This is a genomic window from Brevundimonas sp. EYE_349 (genome assembly GCF_023147505.1).
Taxonomy (GTDB): domain Bacteria; phylum Pseudomonadota; class Alphaproteobacteria; order Caulobacterales; family Caulobacteraceae; genus Brevundimonas.
The window spans coordinates 63,828-80,200 of the sequence record NZ_JAHXPB010000004.1; the positions used below are offsets into that span (position 1 = coordinate 63,828).

18 protein-coding genes are annotated in these 16,373 nt (G+C 68.7%); 7 read left to right on the plus strand and 11 right to left on the minus strand.

All coding sequences use genetic code 11. The features are described 5' to 3' along the window. Positions 1-4: 4 nt before the first annotated feature. The 3 genes from KZX42_RS08570 to KZX42_RS08580 are packed head-to-tail and all read right to left on the minus strand — an operon-like array spanning position 5 to position 2,869. The gene (locus KZX42_RS08570; RefSeq protein WP_248118789.1) at positions 5-1,072 is read right to left on the minus strand and encodes an ABC transporter permease; all 1,068 of its coding nucleotides are present in this window, start codon (positions 1,070-1,072) and stop codon (positions 5-7) included. Next, a complete protein-coding gene (locus tag KZX42_RS08575) occupies positions 1,069-1,986 on the minus strand; it encodes an ABC transporter ATP-binding protein (RefSeq protein ID WP_248118790.1) in 918 nt (305 codons plus the stop codon). Before KZX42_RS08575 ends, KZX42_RS08570 begins: the two co-directional genes overlap by 4 nt. Further along, on the minus strand, positions 1,976-2,869 hold the full coding sequence (locus KZX42_RS08580) for a polyprenyl synthetase family protein (protein ID WP_248118791.1): 894 nt from the start codon (positions 2,867-2,869) through the stop codon (positions 1,976-1,978). The genes KZX42_RS08575 and KZX42_RS08580 overlap by 11 nt, the downstream gene beginning before the upstream one ends. Positions 2,870-2,980: 111 nt before the next feature. On the opposite strand from KZX42_RS08580, the gene fni reads away from it, so the two are divergent. After that, positions 2,981-4,024, plus strand: coding sequence for a type 2 isopentenyl-diphosphate Delta-isomerase (gene fni / locus KZX42_RS08585; protein WP_248118792.1), 1,044 nt, complete (start codon positions 2,981-2,983; stop codon positions 4,022-4,024). On the opposite strand, the gene KZX42_RS08590 is transcribed toward fni, so the two are convergent. Then, a complete protein-coding gene (locus tag KZX42_RS08590) occupies positions 3,991-4,476 on the minus strand; it encodes a sterol desaturase family protein (RefSeq protein WP_248118793.1) in 486 nt (161 codons plus the stop codon). The two genes, fni and KZX42_RS08590, sit on opposite strands and share 34 nt — an antisense overlap. An 80-nt stretch (positions 4,477-4,556) precedes the next feature. On the opposite strand from KZX42_RS08590, the gene KZX42_RS08595 reads away from it, so the two are divergent. Next, complete coding sequence (locus KZX42_RS08595; RefSeq protein ID WP_248118794.1) at positions 4,557-5,351, plus strand: sterol desaturase family protein; 795 nt, start codon at positions 4,557-4,559, stop codon at positions 5,349-5,351. Here KZX42_RS08595 and poxB read toward each other — a convergent pair. Beyond that, complete coding sequence (poxB, locus tag KZX42_RS08600) at positions 5,299-7,017, minus strand: ubiquinone-dependent pyruvate dehydrogenase (protein ID WP_248118795.1); 1,719 nt, start codon at positions 7,015-7,017, stop codon at positions 5,299-5,301. The two genes, KZX42_RS08595 and poxB, sit on opposite strands and share 53 nt — an antisense overlap. 147 nt (positions 7,018-7,164) lie before the next feature. On the opposite strand from poxB, the gene KZX42_RS08605 reads away from it, so the two are divergent. Next, positions 7,165-8,205 (plus strand): DNA adenine methylase, encoded by a 1,041-nt coding sequence (locus KZX42_RS08605; protein WP_248118796.1) that lies wholly within the window; start codon positions 7,165-7,167, stop codon positions 8,203-8,205. 61 nt (positions 8,206-8,266) lie between these two features. Then, the gene (locus KZX42_RS08610) at positions 8,267-8,611 is read left to right on the plus strand and encodes a hypothetical protein (RefSeq protein WP_248118797.1); all 345 of its coding nucleotides are present in this window, start codon (positions 8,267-8,269) and stop codon (positions 8,609-8,611) included. Positions 8,612-8,620: 9 nt separating this feature from the next. Here KZX42_RS08610 and KZX42_RS08615 read toward each other — a convergent pair whose 3' ends face one another. From KZX42_RS08615 to KZX42_RS08640, 6 genes are all read right to left on the minus strand, one after another. Then, positions 8,621-9,262: a ribonuclease HII gene (locus KZX42_RS08615; RefSeq protein ID WP_248118798.1), complete on the minus strand. Its 642-nt coding sequence runs from the start codon at positions 9,260-9,262 to the stop codon at positions 8,621-8,623. After that, on the minus strand, positions 9,255-9,854 hold the full coding sequence (locus KZX42_RS08620) for a DNA-3-methyladenine glycosylase I (protein ID WP_248118799.1): 600 nt from the start codon (positions 9,852-9,854) through the stop codon (positions 9,255-9,257). The genes KZX42_RS08615 and KZX42_RS08620 overlap by 8 nt, the downstream gene beginning before the upstream one ends. 528 nt (positions 9,855-10,382) lie before the next feature. After that, positions 10,383-11,141: a 3-oxoacyl-ACP reductase gene (locus KZX42_RS08625; protein ID WP_248118800.1), complete on the minus strand. Its 759-nt coding sequence runs from the start codon at positions 11,139-11,141 to the stop codon at positions 10,383-10,385. An 8-nt stretch (positions 11,142-11,149) separates the two neighbouring features. Beyond that, positions 11,150-11,956 (minus strand): folate-binding protein, encoded by an 807-nt coding sequence (locus KZX42_RS08630; protein ID WP_248118801.1) that lies wholly within the window; start codon positions 11,954-11,956, stop codon positions 11,150-11,152. 30 nt (positions 11,957-11,986) lie between these two features. Next, positions 11,987-12,532: a hypothetical protein gene (locus KZX42_RS08635; protein ID WP_248118802.1), complete on the minus strand. Its 546-nt coding sequence runs from the start codon at positions 12,530-12,532 to the stop codon at positions 11,987-11,989. Continuing rightward, on the minus strand, positions 12,529-12,759 hold the full coding sequence (locus KZX42_RS08640) for a hypothetical protein (RefSeq protein ID WP_248118803.1): 231 nt from the start codon (positions 12,757-12,759) through the stop codon (positions 12,529-12,531). Before KZX42_RS08640 ends, KZX42_RS08635 begins: the two co-directional genes overlap by 4 nt. A gap of 86 nt (positions 12,760-12,845) precedes the next feature. Between KZX42_RS08640 and KZX42_RS08645 the strand changes: the two genes are divergently transcribed. From KZX42_RS08645 to KZX42_RS08655, 3 genes are all read left to right on the plus strand, one after another. After that, on the plus strand, positions 12,846-13,811 hold the full coding sequence (locus KZX42_RS08645) for a glycosyltransferase family 9 protein (RefSeq protein ID WP_248118804.1): 966 nt from the start codon (positions 12,846-12,848) through the stop codon (positions 13,809-13,811). A 183-nt stretch (positions 13,812-13,994) separates the two neighbouring features. Beyond that, positions 13,995-15,326 (plus strand): dihydroorotase, encoded by a 1,332-nt coding sequence (locus KZX42_RS08650; RefSeq protein ID WP_248118805.1) that lies wholly within the window; start codon positions 13,995-13,997, stop codon positions 15,324-15,326. After that, positions 15,323-16,054, plus strand: a complete 732-nt coding sequence (locus KZX42_RS08655; RefSeq protein ID WP_248118806.1) for a prephenate dehydrogenase — start codon at positions 15,323-15,325, stop codon at positions 16,052-16,054. Before KZX42_RS08650 ends, KZX42_RS08655 begins: the two co-directional genes overlap by 4 nt. Positions 16,055-16,373 lie beyond the last annotated feature (319 nt).

The window sequence follows — 16,373 nt, forward strand, 5'->3', positions numbered from 1 at the left end:
AGGGTCAGCGCGCCGCCCGCCGCCGTTCCAGAGCAAGGGACGCCGCCAGACCCGCCAGACCTAGGCCGGTCAGAATCGCCCAGCCGGCGAGCACGCCGGGCGCGAACTCAGCCCGCCAAATCACGGCCTGATAAGCCTCGATGGCCCAGGCGTGCGGCGTGATCCAGCCCAGGGCGCGGAAGGCCTCGGGCATAAGGAAGCGCGGCGCCATCGACCCGCCCAGCGCCGCCAGCAGCAGGACGACGAAGGTGGTCAGGGGCTGAGCCTGCTCGCGCGATCGACACGCCGCCGTCAGCGCCAGGGCCAGACCCGCCGCCGAGAAGCCCACCAGCAGGGCCGTCACGACCGCCGCTCCGACCTGCCAGGGCGCGAGGTCGGGCAGTCTGGCCCAGGCCGCGACGAAGACAGCGGCCGATTGCATCACCCCCACGACCGTCAACCATGCGGCCCGCCCCATCAGGATCGGCGCCAGGCCGCCTCTCGCCAGGGCCAGCCGCGCCTGCAGACCCGAGCGTCGCTCGTCCAGACCGCCCATCGCCCCGTGCATGGCGGCGAAGAAGACGAACATGACACTGACCGCCCCGGCGTAATAGGCGGCCTGGACATCGCCGCTCGGCCCCACCTGAACCCTCGCCACGCGGGCCATCGGCGGCGCGACCTGGCCGGACAAGGCCGCCACCATCGGCTCAAGCCGCGCCTGAAGCGCCGCCGCCGCCACGTCCCGACCCGCAGCGGACAAGACCACGATCTGGGGCGGACGTCCGGGCGAGGGGCGGATCAGGACGCCGGCGTCCGCCCGTCCGTCGATCACCGACCGTTCCAGGTCTTCTGCCCGCTCCACGGTGCGGAGCCGGGCGCCCATGTCGCGCGCCAGGGCGTCGTGCATCGCCGCCGTGACCGGGGTGCGCGCCGCATCGTGCAGGACCACCGACGTGTCGATCTCGCCCCGCGCGCCCGCGCCGAAGATGGCGGCGAACAGCAGATAGACCAGGGGCGGCAGCAGCAGGGTCAGCACGACCCCGGCCCGGTCACGCCAGAATCCCCTGGCCCATGCGCCAGCGACGGCCATCATGACGGGACCCCCGACAGATGTGCGACCAGATCGTCCAGCCCCGGGCGCCGAACGGCGATTTCACCGCCCTCGCCATCGACCACGGCGGCCAGCATCTGGGCGACGGCGAGCGCGTCCTCGCAGAGGCGTCGCCACTCCAGTCCATCGTTCGCCAGGGTCAGTCCGGCCTGGCCGAACCATTGGATGGCGGCGGGCGAGGCCGGTCGCGTCAGGCGAATGTTCAGCAACTGCGCCGCGCCGAACGCCTGGCGCAACAGCATGTTCGGCGCGCCCTCCGTCAACAGCCGACCTTGCGCCAGAATGCCGATCCGGTCCGCCGTGTCGGACACGAAGATCGCGTCGTGGCTAATCAACAGGCAGCCGGCGCCCGCCGTGACCGTTTCGCGCAGGGCGGCGGACAGCACGCCGCGGGTGGCGGCGTCCACCCCTTCGGTCGGCTCGTCGGCGATCAGCAGTCGCGGCTGTCCGACCAGGGCGGCGCTCAGGTTTGCGCGCCTTCGCCATCCGCCGGACAGGGTGCGCACCGGCTGATCCGCGCGCGGACCGCAGCCGGTCAGGTCGAGGGCGCGATCCACCGCCGCGCGACGGTCCTTGCGCGCGACCCCGCACAGCCGCGCCGTCACCGCGACGTTCTCGCGCGGCGACAGGGCGGGAAACAGGGCGCTGTCCTGCGGGGCCAGGCCGATGCGCGCGCGCGTCGGGGTTCCGTCGCCCACCGCCACGCGGCCACGCCGCACCGGCAGCAGACCGCAGGCGACGCGGGCCACCGTGGACTTGCCCGCGCCGTTCGCGCCCAACAGGGCGTAGACCTCGCCCGCGTTCAGGGTCAGGCTGAAATTCTCCAGCACCCGCCGGTCGTCATAGCCTGCGTCTATGTCGCCGAGCACCAGCGCCGGCGCGACGCTAGATTTCAAGATCGGCCTGCCGGAAGAGATCGAGGACATAGAAGGACAGGGGACTGTCGTGGCCGACCGCCGACGCCGCCTTGGCCAGGGACTGTCGCACCGCCGCGCGCACCCGCCCTTCGCCCCACAGATCGACGAAGGTGGTCATGTCCTGATCCTGACCCACGTCCTTGCCCAGGGCGCCCGTCGTCGAACAGGCGTCCAGCAGGTCGTCGCATAGCTGGAAGGCGAAACCCACCGCCTCGCCGAAGGCGGTCAGTCGGGCCAGGGCGTCTTCGTCGCCGCCGCCCAGCAGACCGCCGCCGCGCACCGTCGCCGCGAACAGGGCGCCGGTCTTCAGATTGTTGATCTGGCGCAGGGCGACGGCGTCGCGCGTGTCAGGGTCGTCGCGCAGGTCGCGCATCTGACCTTCGGCCAGACCCTCGAACCCGACGGCCTGCGTCAAATGGTCCAGGATGGACAGCCGCGTCTCGGCCGGCAGTCGGCTTTGCAGGATCAGCCGGGTGGACTGGTTCAGCAGGGCCACCGCCGCCAGAACGGCCGCATCCTCGCCGTGGCGGCGATGCAGCGTCGGCTGACCGCGCCTCAGGGCCGCGTCGTCCATGCAGGGCAGGTCGTCCAGCACCAGCGACGCCGCATGGACCATCTCCAGCGCGCAGCCGTAATCCAGGGCGTCGTCGGGGCTGCCGCCGACATGGGCCGCCGCCAACATGGCCAGCACCGGCCGGACCCGCTTCCCCTGTCCCAGCAAGGCTTCGCGCGCCGCAAGAGACAACAGGCCGTCCTGCGACGGCGCCAGCTCGTTCAGACGCGACTGCACCCGCAGCCGCAGATCGTCGGGCGTGCAAGGGTCGTAGGCAAGGGGCTGGGGCCTTACGTCGACGATCGCCATACAGATCTCCTGGTGTCGCCTGACCATCGCGTTGCGACGACGATCCGAACCTCTATGATCGCATACGGCATCACGACTGGTTCGGATGCAACCCGCCAGGAGCCGTTTCTGATGCCCACCGCCGCCGACGCCCTGATCCGGCGCAAGGACGAGCACATCGACCATGTCCGGGCCGGGCGCGGCGTCAGCCAGACGACTTCCGGGCTGGAGGCCGTCCGCTTCGTTCATGACGCCCTGCCGGATCTGGATCACGACGCCATCGACCTGTCGGCCCGCTTTCTGGGTCGAGACGTGGCGCTGCCCTTCCTGATCAGCTCGATGACCGGAGGTCCGTCGCGAGCCGAGGCGGTCAATGCGCGCCTGGCCGAGGCGTCCCAGGCGATGGGCGTCGTCCTGGCCGTCGGGTCGCAGCGGGTGGCGCTGGAAACGGACGGCGGGTCGGGCCTGGGGGCGGATCTGCGACGCCGGGCGCCCGATGCGATTATTTTGGCCAATCTGGGCGCCGTGCAGTTCGCCTTGGGTTACGGCGTGGACCAGGCCCGAGCCGCCATCGAGATGATCGGCGCCGACGCCCTGATCCTTCACCTGAACCCCCTACAGGAAGGCGTCCAGCCCGAGGGCGACCGCGACTGGCGCGGGGTGGCGCGCGGCATCGAACAGATCGCCGCCGCCTATCCGGGCCGCGTGATCGTCAAGGAAACCGGCGCCGGCCTGTCGGGCGCTGTGGCGCGTCGTCTGGCGGATATGGGGGTCGCCGCGCTGGACGTGGCGGGGGCGGGGGGCACGAACTGGGGCCTGATCGAGGGCGCGCGGGCGACGGGCGGCCGGGCCGAGGCGTTGGCCGCGCCCTTCGCCGGCTGGGGCGTTCCGACCGCACGCAGTCTGAGGGACTGCGCCCAGGCCGCGCCGGAGCTTGATCTGATCGGGTCGGGCGGAATCCGGGACGGCCTGGATGCGGCGCGGGCGATCCGGTTGGGGGCCTGCCTGGTCGGTCAGGCGGCAGGGGTGCTGGAAGCGGCCCTGACATCGACCGAGGCCGTGGTCGAGCATTTGGACCTGATGGCGGCCCAGCTGCGGCTGACCTGCTTCTGCACGGGTTCCAAGGACCTGGCCGCCCTGTCTCAGGCGCCGTTGCTGGAAGAGCCGCGCTTCTGAGACAGTTCGGCCTTCAGCGCCCGCGCCGAACGCACCCACAGAAAGCCGAATGAGACGCAGCCCTCACGGGTCCGCACGGCATGATGCAGGCGGTGGGCCTGGATTCGACGGGTCCAGAAGCCGGAACGCCCGTCGATCCCGGTCGGGAAACGCCGATGCACCAAGCCGTCGTGGAAGAAGAAATAGACCATGCCATAGGCGGTGACGCCCAGGCCGACCGGCAGGGCCCAGGCCCAGACGTGCAGGCCCAGCGCGATGAGAATGATCGCCGGGGCGGCGAACACCACGGCGAACAGATCGTTCTTCTCCAGGACCCCGTCGTGCGGTTCATGATGGCTTCGGTGCCAGGTCCACAGCAGGCCGTGCATGACATAGCGATGCATGGCCCAGGCGAACGCCTCCATTCCCAGAAAGGCGGCCAGGAAAAGCAGGATCATCATCGGCATCGACATCAGGGCATCATAGGCGGTTTGAGCCACGCCCGCCACGACTTGACCTGAGCGTCTGTTTGGCCGTCTGTGCGGCCATGCTGATGGACCTGCTCGTCACCACGCTCGCGCTCAGCCTAATCATCGGCCTGCGTTATCTGCTGGTCGGGGTTCTGACCCATTGGCTGCTGTGGACGGGGGCGGGCCGGGGACGCCAGTTGAACCACAAGGCGCCCGCCGCGAAACGCATACGCGCCGAAATCATCGCCTCGTTGATCTCTTGTCCGATCTACGCCCTGCCTGCGGCCCTGGTGCTGGAGCTTTGGAAACGGGGCGGGACGGCCATCTATGACGATATCAACGCCTGGCCGATTTGGTGGCTGCCAGCCAGCTTCGTCGTCTACATGCTGGCCCACGACGCCTTCTACTATTGGGTGCACCGGGGGCTGCATCACCCGCGCATCTTTTCCTGGGCCCATGCCGAGCACCATCGGTCGCGCGATCCCAGCGCCTTCGCCTCCTTCGCCTTCGATCCGGCCGAGGCCGTCGCCACAGCCTGGTTCCTGCCGGCCCTGGCGCTTTTCCTGCCGATCCATTGGGGCGTGGCCCTGGCGCTGCTGACCCTGATGACCGCCACCGCCGTGCTGAACCACGCCGGCCGCGAAGTCTGGCCCGCATCATGGCTTGGGCGGGCGCCCCTGCGCTGGCTGATCACCGCCACCCACCATGACGCCCATCACAAGCGGTTCAACGGCAACTACGGCCTCTATTTCCAGATGTGGGACCGCATGGCCTCGACCGAGATCACGGCGACCAAAGCCTCGATCACGGAAAAGCGGGCCGGCCTCACAGATTGGTCCGCGCCAGCTCCAGAACCTCGTCGCCACGACCGTTCATGATGGCCTTGAGCATGAACAGGCTGAAACCCTTGGCCTGTTCCTTCTTGATCTTGGGCGGGATGACCAGTTCCTGGCCGGCGGTGACCACGTCGACCAGGGCGGGGCCGGGATGGGCCAGGGCCTGGGCCACCGCATCCTCGACCTGATCCGAGGCCTCGACGCGGAAGGCGGTGACGCCCATCGCGCGGGCCATGGCGGCGAAGTCGGGGTTCTTCAGATCGGTGCCGACGTCCAGGAAGCCGGCGGCCTTCATCTCCATGGCCACGAAGCCGAGCGAGCCGTTGTTGTAGACCACCACCTTCAGCGGCAGCCCCAGCTGCGACAGGCTGATGAAGTCGCCCATCATCATGGTGAAACCGCCGTCGCCGGACAAGGAGATCACCTGGCGGTCGGGCGCGGCGGCCTGGGCGCCGACGCCCTGCAGCATCGCATTGGCCATTGAGCCGTGGTTGAACGATCCCAACAGGCGGCGCCGACCGTTCATGGTCAGATAGCGGGCGGCCCAGACGGTGGGGGTGCCGACGTCGGCGGTGAAGACGGCGTCCTGGTCGGCCAGCCGGTCGATCACGGCGGTCAGATACTGCGGATGGATGGGCCGGTCGGCCGGGGCGGGACGGGCCAGATCGTCCAGACCCTTTCGCGCCTCGGCATAGTGTTTGCGGGCGGCGTCGAGGAAACGCGACGAGCGATCCGCCCTCAGGTGCGGGATCAGGGCCGGAACCGTCTCGCCCACGTCGCCGACGATCCCTTGCGCCAGATGGGCCCGCTTGCCCAGCGCAGACGGGTCGCGGTCGATCTGGATGATCCTGGCGTCCGAGGGGTAGAAGTTGCGGTAGGGGAAGTCGGTCCCCAGCATGACCAGGGCGTCGCAGTTCATCAGGGCGTGATAGCCGGAGGAGAAGCCGATCAGGCCGGTCATGCCCACGTCATAGGGATTGTCCCATTCAACGTGCTCCTTGCCGCGTAGGGCGTGGACGACCGGGGCCTGAAGCGCGTCGGCCAGGGCCAGAACCTGGTCATGGGCGCCGGCGCAGCCGCTGCCCGCCAGGATGGCCACCTTGTCCGCCCCGTTCAGCAGCTGGGCCGCCTGGGTCACGTCGCTGAGCGCGGGGCTGATGCGCGGCCGGGCGGGGGCGGACCAGTCGGGCGAGGCGCCGTCGGGGGCGCGGGCCAGGGCGACGTCGCCGGGCAGGACGATCACCGCCACGCCGCCCTTGCCAACGGCCGTGTTCAGGGCGCGGGCCAAGACGCCGGGGATCTGGGCCGGATTGGACACCAGCTCGCAGAAGTCGCTGCACTCGCGGAACAACTCCTGCGGATGGGTCTCCTGGAAATAGCCCAGGCCGATCTCGGACGACGGGATGTGGGCGGCGATGGCCAGGACCGGAACCCGGTTGCGATGACAGTCGAACAGGCCGTTGATCAGATGCAGGTTGCCCGGGCCGCAGCTGCCGGCGCAGACGGCCAGCTCGCCCGTGACCGCGGCCTCGGCCCCGGCGGCGAAGGCGGCGGTCTCCTCGTGGCGGACGTGCATCCACTCGATCTGGTCGAAGCGGCGCAAACTGTCGTTCAGGCCGTTCAGGCTGTCGCCCGTGACGCCCCAGATACGCTTCACCCCGGCCGAGGCCAGGGTCTGGGCCAGAAGGTCCGCGACGGTCATCGCCATGGTCGGCTCCCGATGGGTCGGTTGGTGATCGAGGGGCGCGCCAGGCGTCCCGTTCAGCTTAACAATGCGCGGGATGGCGTTCGGCTGCCTGCGATCTGTCGTCCCGCGCCGAACCGGCTATGGTGGGGTCATGACTCGGGCTGCGGCATGATCAAATACATCGGCTCCAAGCGCGCCCTTCTAGGCCATGTGACGGGAGCGATCGCCGGCGTCCTGCCGGACGGCGGGCGGGTCTGCGACCTGTTCTCGGGCACGGCGCGGGTCGGTCATGCGCTGAAGAAGCAGGGGTTCCAAGTCTGGTCGAACGACGTCAACGCCTATGCCCACGTCCTGGCCGCGACCTATGTGCAGGCGGATCGGGGGCGGTGGATCGAGCGGGCGGAGGCGGTGCTGGCGGAGCTGAGAACCGTCACGCCGCAGGCCGGCTGGTTCACCCAAGCCTTCTGCCGCGACGCCCGCTACTTCCATCCCGACAACGGCGCCCGCATCGACGGGGTGCGCGACCGGATCGAGGCGATGGGGCTGGAGCCCGAGCTGAAGGCCATCGCCCTGGTCAGCCTGATGGAGGCGGCGGATCGGGTCGATTCCACCGCAGGCGTGCAGATGGCCTATATGAAGCAGTGGGCGCCGCGCGCGCTGAAGCCGCTGGTGCTGAGGACGCCCGATCTGCTCCCGGCGGTGGTGGGCGGCCCGTGTCGGGCGACGCAGGGCGATGCGGTCGAAATCGCCGATCAGGTGGAGGCCGATCTGGTCTATCTGGACCCGCCCTATAACCAGCATTCCTACCTGGCCAACTACCACTGCTGGGAGAGCCTGGTGCTGTGGGATCGGCCCGAGACCTATGGGGTGGCCAACAAGCGGGTGGACGTGAAGACGCGCAAGAGCCCCTTCAACAGCCGCCCCGGCATCGGCCCGGCGCTGCGGTCGGTGATCGAACGGGTCAGGGCGCCGAACCTGATCGTGAGCTTCAACGACGAGGGGTATCTGAGCCGGGCCGAACTGGTCGAGATGCTGTCCGCGCGTGGCCATGTGCAGGTGATCGAGGTGGCCCATCCCCGGTATGTCGGCGCCCGCATCGGCATCCATAACCCCAAGGGCGAGAAGGTGGGGCAGGTCGGGCGGCTGAAGAACGTGGAGCATCTGTTCGTGGTCACGGATCGGCCCGTGGCCCTGCCGGTCGCCGCATAAGTGTTGTAAAAACAACAGCCGTTCCTCTGGAACGCGAATCGCGGGCCGCCGTTCTGGAGGGATGGAACCGCGCTTCGACACCGCTCGCATCAAGCCCCGGACCGACGCTGACGGCGTGGGCGGCGGTCGGATCGCACCTGCCGAGGCGCGGTCGTGGGCGCCGACGGCGGATGCGCCGCGCGTGGCGAGCGCCGACTGGACCTGGGCGCCGAAGCCGATCGACAACCGCCCGACCTTCACCCACAACGCCGCCCGCTACAGCCGCCCGGCCGAAGCGGTGGAGCCTGTCGAACACATCGACCTGGAGCCAGAGCTGACGCCGCCGCCGCGCTGGATGATGATGGTGGCGGGCGCGGCCGTTGCGGCCCTGCTGGGCGCCCTGTTGGGCGGATTCATGCACATCTGACGCTGGGCGTCAGACCCCTGCCAAAAGGGCGCGGATCGGGGACCAGCTGCGCCGATGGGCGGGGCAAGGTCCCATCTCTTTCAAGGCGTGCTGGTGGATCGGCGCATTGTAGCCCTTGTGGCTGGCGAAGCCGTAGCCGGGGTACTGGGCGTCCAGTTCGACCATCAGACGGTCGCGCGCCGTCTTGGCCAGAATGGAGGCCGCCGCAATCGACAGGGACAGGCCGTCGCCGCCGACCACGGTCTGGATTTCGCAGGGCAGTTTGAAGCGGTAGTTGCCGTCCACCAGGGCCGCGACCGGCTGGACCTGCAAGGCCTCGATGGCGCGGCACATGGCCAGGCCCGTGGCGTGCAGGATGTTCAGTTCCTCGATCTCCTCCACCGAGGCGAAGCCGACGCCCCAGGCGATGGCGCGGGCCTTGATCTCCGGTTCCAGGGCGGCGCGGCGCTTTTCGGTCAGGGCCTTGGAGTCATCGATGCCGGGCGGCAGGTCGTCAGGGTTCAGGATCACCGCCGACGCCGAAACCGGGCCGGCCCAAGGGCCGCGTCCCGCCTCGTCCACGCCGCAGACATGGCCCTCGACGCGCTGGAGCAGCACCGTCTCGAGCGCGAGGGTGGGGAAGGCCTTGGAGTTTGAGTGGGCTTTAGCCATGGCCCGCCATCGCACGAACCTGGGCGTGACGGAAGCAGGTCGTCTGGTGATCGTTGGCCATGCCCACCGCCTGCATGAAGGCATAGACGATCACCGGGCCGCAGAAGTTGAAGCCGCGCTTCTTCAGGGCCTTGGCCATGGCTTGGGACTGTTCCGTCTGGGTCGGGGCCTGGCGATAGTCGGCATGGGTCGTCTGAATCGGTTCGCCGCCGACGAAGGACCACAGCCAGGCGGAGAAGTCTTCGCCGTCATCGCGCATCTCCAGCCAGATCTGGGCGCCCCGGATGGCGGCGGCGATCTTGGCGCGCGAACGGATGATGCGGGGGTCGTTCAGCAGGCGCTGGATGTCGTCCTCGCCATAGCGGGCGACGATCTCGGGGTCGAAGCCGTCGAAGGCGTCGCGAATGCCCTCTCGCTTTCGCAGAATGGTGATCCAGGCGAGGCCGGCCTGAAAGCCGTCCAGGATCAACTTCTCCCATAGGGCGCGCGGATCATATTCGGGCACGCCCCATTCGGTGTCGTGATAGGCGATATAGAGCGGGTCGGTGGTCCCGCACCAGCCGCAGCGGCCTTCGGCATGTGAATCGGTCATGGCGTCATGTTGCCAGTCTGTTCCGGTGGAAAAAAGGGCGGGGTTGGAGACGCGGCGGCGAAAAAGAACGTCTGAATTGTCTCAATCGTCTGAAATCGGGGCGGCGGGCGTAATTGCACTGCACCTGGGAAAACAGTGCAAAGTGCAAGAGGGTGCAATTGGGGAGGGGCCGAGTTGGACGGTAAAAAAACAGTCCAACGAGTCCAATGAGTCCAAGTTTTCTTCTCCTCCGGTCCTGAAGCACGCATTGTAAGGGGGGTGGGAGGAGGGGATGGTTGATTGACGCTGATGGTGGATAAATTGCGGAAATCGTGATGAATTTTTTCGGCGAATAGGATGGCCGGCCAGAAGATTCGCTATCGGCGCCCTTCTCTCGCTGGGAGAAGGCTTGAGCGCACGGCGGCGATAGCCGGCGTTCTTGCGCGAAAGGGTCAGGGTTAGATCGTGCGAACTGGCCCACTGGCCGACCCTCATCCGACCCTGCGGGCCGCCTTCTCCCAATGGGAGAAGGAAGCACGTGTGGATGGATCAGTCCCGCACCAGCCCACCGTCGACGACCAGGTTCTGGCCCGTCACCGCGCGGCTCCAGGGGGAGGCGAAGAACAGGACGGCGTCGGCGAATTCTTCAGGCGTGGTCACCGAGCGCAGGGGCGTCATGCCGGCGATCAGGTCGAACACGGCCTCGGGCGTGGCGGCGCTGGCGTCGGTGGTGCGCAGCAGGCCGCCCGAGACCATGTTGACGGTGATGCCGTCGGGCCCCAGGTCGCCGGCGGCGGTGCGGGTCAGGGACAGAAGCGCGGCCTTGGCGGCGGTGTAGTCGTGATAGGGCACGACCGGGTTCTGGAACAGGTTGGTGCCGATGTTGACGACGCGGCCAAACCGGCCAGCGGCCATGCCGGCGGCCGCAGCCTGGATCAGATTCAGGGCGCCACGCACCACGGTCGAGAACTGCCGGTCCATCTCGCCCCAGCCGATGGCGGTCATCTGGGATCGGGCGTCGCCGTTGAAGCTGTAGTCCAGGGCGTTGTTGACCACGGTGGTGACGGGGGCGCCGAAACGGCCTTCAGCCGCGGCGACCATGGCGTCCACGGCGGCGCGGTCGGTCACGTCGGCCTGAAGGGCGATGGCGCGCTCGCCGATCTCGGCGGCCAAGGCGTTCGCCGCCTCGCCGCTGTTCCTCCAGTTGATGACGACGCGGGCGCCTTCACGGGCGAAGGCGCGCACGCAGGCGGCGCCGACGCCGCGCGCGCCGCCGGTGACGAGGACGATCTGGTCGGCGATCTTCATGGGGCGACTCAAGGCTGGGAGGAAGGAAGCACGTCCTCGCCCATCCAGGCGGGTTTGCGCAAGCGCACGGGGCGGCCGTCCACGGTCAGGTCGCCGTCGATTCGGTCGATCCGCAGCAGGGCCATGGCGGAACCGTCGCGACCAGACAGCACCTCGCCCGCGCGCAGTTCGCCCTTCAGCACCTCGGCGCCGAAGGCGGGGGGCGGCCCGTCGAAATCCAGCGGCAGCATCCGGTTCTTGATCGCGCCTCGCCGCTTCATGCGCGAGGTGGTCTCCTGGCCCACGAAACAACCCTTGTGGAAGTCGATGCCGTTCAGCAGGTCGAAATCGGCCTCGATCGGATAGGTCTTGTCCTGGGGCGCGTCGCCGGTCGGATCGGGCAGGCCGATAGACAGGCGGTGGGCGTCATAGTCGGCCTGACCGGCGTCGGCGGTCGCGTCGCCGCCATAGAGGCGACCGCCCATCAGCGGGGTGCGCGGGTCGGGCATGAAGCCGGCGGGCGCATCCGGCCAGGCGGCGAAGACGGGGCGGTCGTCGGCGGCGACCTGAACCCTGGCGCGCAGCCTATACATCGTCAGCCGCTGCAACAGGGCGTCGCGGCGGTCGGCGGCCACGTCCAGCAGAACCTCGTCGCCTTGACCCAAGATGAACAGGTCGAACAGCAGCCGGCCGGGCGGGGAGAGCAGGGCGCCGAACCGCAGTTGGCCGTCGGCCAGCGTCTCGACGTCTTGGGTCAGCAGATTGTGCAGGAAGGGCTTGGCGTCCTGGCCCGTGATCGAGATCAGGGCGCGGCTGTCGAGACGGGCGATGGGCATGACGGCTAGATAGGGTGCTGAGAGCGTTTCTCAAACCACCGCATAGCGCGCCGTGACGCCATCGGGCTGGAAGTCGTGTTCGGCCAGCTTGTCCAGGGATCGGATGACGCGCGCGACGAAGTCCTGCGGATCGCCCGCTTCCACGGCGGGGCGCAGCCAGTCGGTGACGATGGCGCGCGCCGGATAGGCACCGACCGGGCCGGGGACGCTGAGCGCGACCTCGATCCCCTCGGCGATCCAGCCCGCCACGGTGACGAAAAGGTCGGTAGAAGCCAGGAAGTCCGAGCGGCGCAGGACATACAGGGTGATGATCCCGTCCTCGATCCCGTCGGGCCGCACGATCACGCCGCTGCGGTCCGGGCGCCAGGCCTCGTCCAGTTCGATCACGCGCCACAGGCAGAACCAGATGCGACAGGTGTTGGGCCGGATTTCGTGAACCGAACAGCCGGCGCCGTCGACGCAATAGGCGCAAAGCTCGCCGGTCGGCTTGGCCAGTTCCGGCAGGTCCAGCGGAATGACCCGGCAGCATTCGACGCAACCGCCGCAGGTCCGGCCGGGGAGGAGGGGAAGGCTCACCCCAGCGCGCGTTCAAGCTGGGCGATGCGGCGGTCCATGTCGGCGACGACCTGCTCAAGTCGGGCCTTTTCCGACGCCATGTCGATGGGGGCGCCGTCCTCGTAGGTCAGGGTCGCGCCCTTGGCGATCAGGTCCAGCCGGTAGATGGCCGTGACGCGCTGGGCCTTGAAGCGGTCCAGGGCGGCGGTCGCGGCGGGGTCGGCGGCGGAAGGGGGCGTCTGGCTCATGCGCGTCGCTGTAACGCACGACGTCCGCCTGTGGAAACAGTCGTTTGGCGCTGAACCTGAGATAGAATCCCTGTAGTCCTGATTTCATGATCGGGCGGTTCCCCATCCTGTATATCGCCGAGGCCGACGCCGAGGACGCGATCTTGTCGTCCGGCGTCCTGGCGCATCTGGTCGACAGCCTGCCGCAGGCGAGCTTCACCATCGTCGGATCGGCCGCCAGCGCGCCGCTGTTCGCCGACACGCCGCGCCTGGCCAGGACCATCGTGCTGGAGCGCGAGGGCCATTTCGAATGGATCGCCCTGTGGAACCAGGTGCGGGGCGCCAAATGGGGTCTGGTCGTGGACATGCGCGGCTCGGACCTGTCGGGCAAGCTGAGGCGCGAGCGGCGGGCGGTGCGCGGCAAGACGCCGGCCGGCCTGCACGCGGTCGAGGCGGCGGCGGCGGTGCTGAAGCTGGAGCCGGAGGAGACGCCGGGCCCGCGCCTGTTCTTCTCCGACAAGACATTGGCCGAGGCCAGGGCGCTGTTCCCGGCGACCGGGGGCGAGGGGCCGATCCTGGCGGTCGGACCGGGCGTGGAATGGATGGGAAAGCGCTGGCCGGCCGAACGCTACGCCAAGGTGGCGACCAAGCTGTTGGCCGACGACGGGCCGCTGGCCGGCGGGCGGCTGATGATCGTGGGCGAGGAGGTGGATCGCGAGGCGGCCCACACCATCCGCTACGCCGTGCCGCGCGCGCGGGTGATCGAACTGCAGGGGAAACTGACGCGACTGCAGACGGCGGCGGCGATCTCTCAGGCGGCGCTCTATATCGGGGCGGATTCGATATGGACGCATCTGGCCGTGGCGGCTGGCGCGCCGACCATCGCCGTTTTCGGGCCCTCGGACGAGACGACACGCGGCCCATGGAAGGGCCAGGCGGTGCGCGGACCGCGCAGCTATCAGGAGTTCAAGGCCCTGGACCCCCGCCTGAACCAGGCCATCCAGCACATGATGGACCTGCCGTGGGAGCGCGTGCTGAAGACCGCGATGCGGATGCTGGCGACGCGGGGGTAAGCATCCCCTTTTTCGTTCATCCCGGCGAAAGTCGGAACCCAGCGGCTTTCCCTGAGACAGCCGTTGGGGGCGAGATCGGGTCTGCAATGTGCCGCATCTTGCGCCCAAAGGTCTGGGCGCCGGCTTTCGCGCGGATGTGCGGAGCGTTAGAACCCAGCCACCCATTGCGCAGGAGCCCGCCCCATGACCCCGACCTATGACCTGATCGTGCGTGGCGGCGAGGTGGCCAATCACGCCGGGCGCGGCCTGGCCGATGTCGGCGTCATCGACGGCAAGATCGCCTTCATCGGCGACCTGAGCCAGGCCTCGGCCGGAGAGGTGTTCGACGCGACGGGCCTGACGGTCCTGCCCGGCGTCATCGACACCCAGGTCCACTTCCGCGAGCCGGGGCTGGAGTGGAAGGAAGATCTGGAGACCGGATCGCGCGCGGCGGCCCTGGGCGGCGTCGTCGCCGTGTTCGAAATGCCGAACACCAATCCCAACACCACCGACCCCGACACCATGGCCGACAAGCTGGCGCGGGCGAAGGACCGGATGTGGACGGACCACGCCTTCTACGTCGGCGGCACGCACGAGAACGCCGACTATCTGGCCGAGCTGGAGCGGCTGCCCGGCTGTTGCGGGGTCAAGGTCTTCATGGGCGCCTCGACCGGGGACCTGCTGATCGCCGACGACGAAGGGGTGAGGAAGGTTCTGTCCAATGTGCGCCGCCGCGCCACCTTCCACTCCGAGGACGAATACCGGCTGGTCGAGCGGCGGGGCCTGGCCCGCACCGGCGACTGGACCAGCCACCCCGAGGTGCGCGACGCCGAGAGCGCCATCCGCTCGACCCGGCGTCTGGTCGGTCTGGCCAAGGAGACGGGCGCCCGCATCCATGTGCTGCACGTCACGACCAAGGACGAGATGGAGTATCTGCGCTTCCACAAGGACGTCGCCACCGTCGAGATCACGCCCCAGCACCTGACCCTGGTCGGGCCGGAAGCCTATGAGCGGCTGGGCAGCTACGCCCAGATGAACCCGCCGATCCGGTCGCAGGAGCATGTGGACGCCCTGTGGCTGTGGGGGATGCAGCAGGGCGTGGCCGATGTGCTGGGCTCGGACCACGCGCCGCACACCAAGGAGGAAAAGGCCAAACCCTATCCGGCCTCTCCGTCCGGGATGCCGGGGGTGCAGACGCTGGTGCCGCTGATGCTGACGCATGTGGCCAACGGGCGGCTGTCGCTGGAGCGTTTCATCGACCTGACCTCGGCGGGCGCGCAGCGGGTGTTCGGCACGGCCAACAAGGGGCGGATGGCCGTCAGCTATGACGCCGACCTGACCATCGTCGATCTGAAGGCGAAACGGACGATCACGCACGACCAGCAGGCGACGCGCTGCGGCTGGACCCCGTTCGACGGGGTGGAGGCGACCGGCTGGCCGATGGCGACCATCGTGCGCGGGCGGGTGGTGATGCAGGACGGCGAACTGATCGGATCGGCGCACGGGCGGCCGGTGCGGTTCATGGAGACGCTGTGAGGGAAACGCTCGGCCTGATCGGCTTCGGCGCCTTCGGGCGGCTGACGGCGCGGCATCTGTCGTCCTGGTTCGACATCCTCGCCCATGATCCGGCGGCGACGGACGGCGAGGGCGTGGCTGCGCTGACCGACCTGGCGACCGCCGCCGCCTGTCCCACGGTGGTGCTGGCCGTGCCGGTCGAGGCGCTGGAGGCGACGCTGATCGCCATCCGCCCGCATCTGGCGCCCGACGCCCTGGTGATCGACGTGGGGTCAGTGAAGGTGAAGCCGGCGCAGGCGATGGACGCCCTGCTGCCGCCCGGCGTACGGATCGTCGGCGCCCATCCGCTGTTCGGCCCCCAAAGCGGCAAGGACGGCATCGCTGGCCTGAGGATCGCCGTCTGTCCGGTGCGAGAGGCTGCGGACGCCCGCCGCGTCGCCGCCTTCTGCCGCCTCGCGCTGGGTCTGAAGGTGTTTTTGGTCACGCCGGAGGAGCATGACCGCGAGGCCGCCGTGGTCCAGGGCCTGACCCATCTGATCGCGCGGGTCCTGCTGAACATGGAGCCGTTGCCGACGCGGATGACGACGGCCAGTTTCGACCGGCTGATGCAGGCCGTCGACATGGTCCGCTACGACAGCCCCGCCGTCTTCCGCACCATCGAACGCGACAACCCGTTCGCGGCCGAGGTGCGGGAGCGGTTCTTCGTGCTGGCGGATGAGGCCCGGGGAGAGGTGGGCGTTGCAGATTAAGCGACCATCGGTATGGTCAAGCCATGGCGCTGCCCATCAAACGAAATACGAAACGTGCGCTGATCGTCACAGCAGCTTTGATGATTGTCGGCTTACTGACATTAAGTCTGACAACCACACGTCCCCCAAGCCGCGCTTTAGCCGATGAGATTGATCGGTCGCTTGAGCAAGACCCGTGCATTGGCTCGGTCGAACGCTGGCCGTCGCGGTACTATGGTTGGCGGCCAACTTCTTGGTTCTGGGCGAATGACATTCGAGGGTTGCTTTGGATGGTGAGCGGCCCTTGGCTTGGGTCCGATACCTCCAAAGTCAGTGTTCG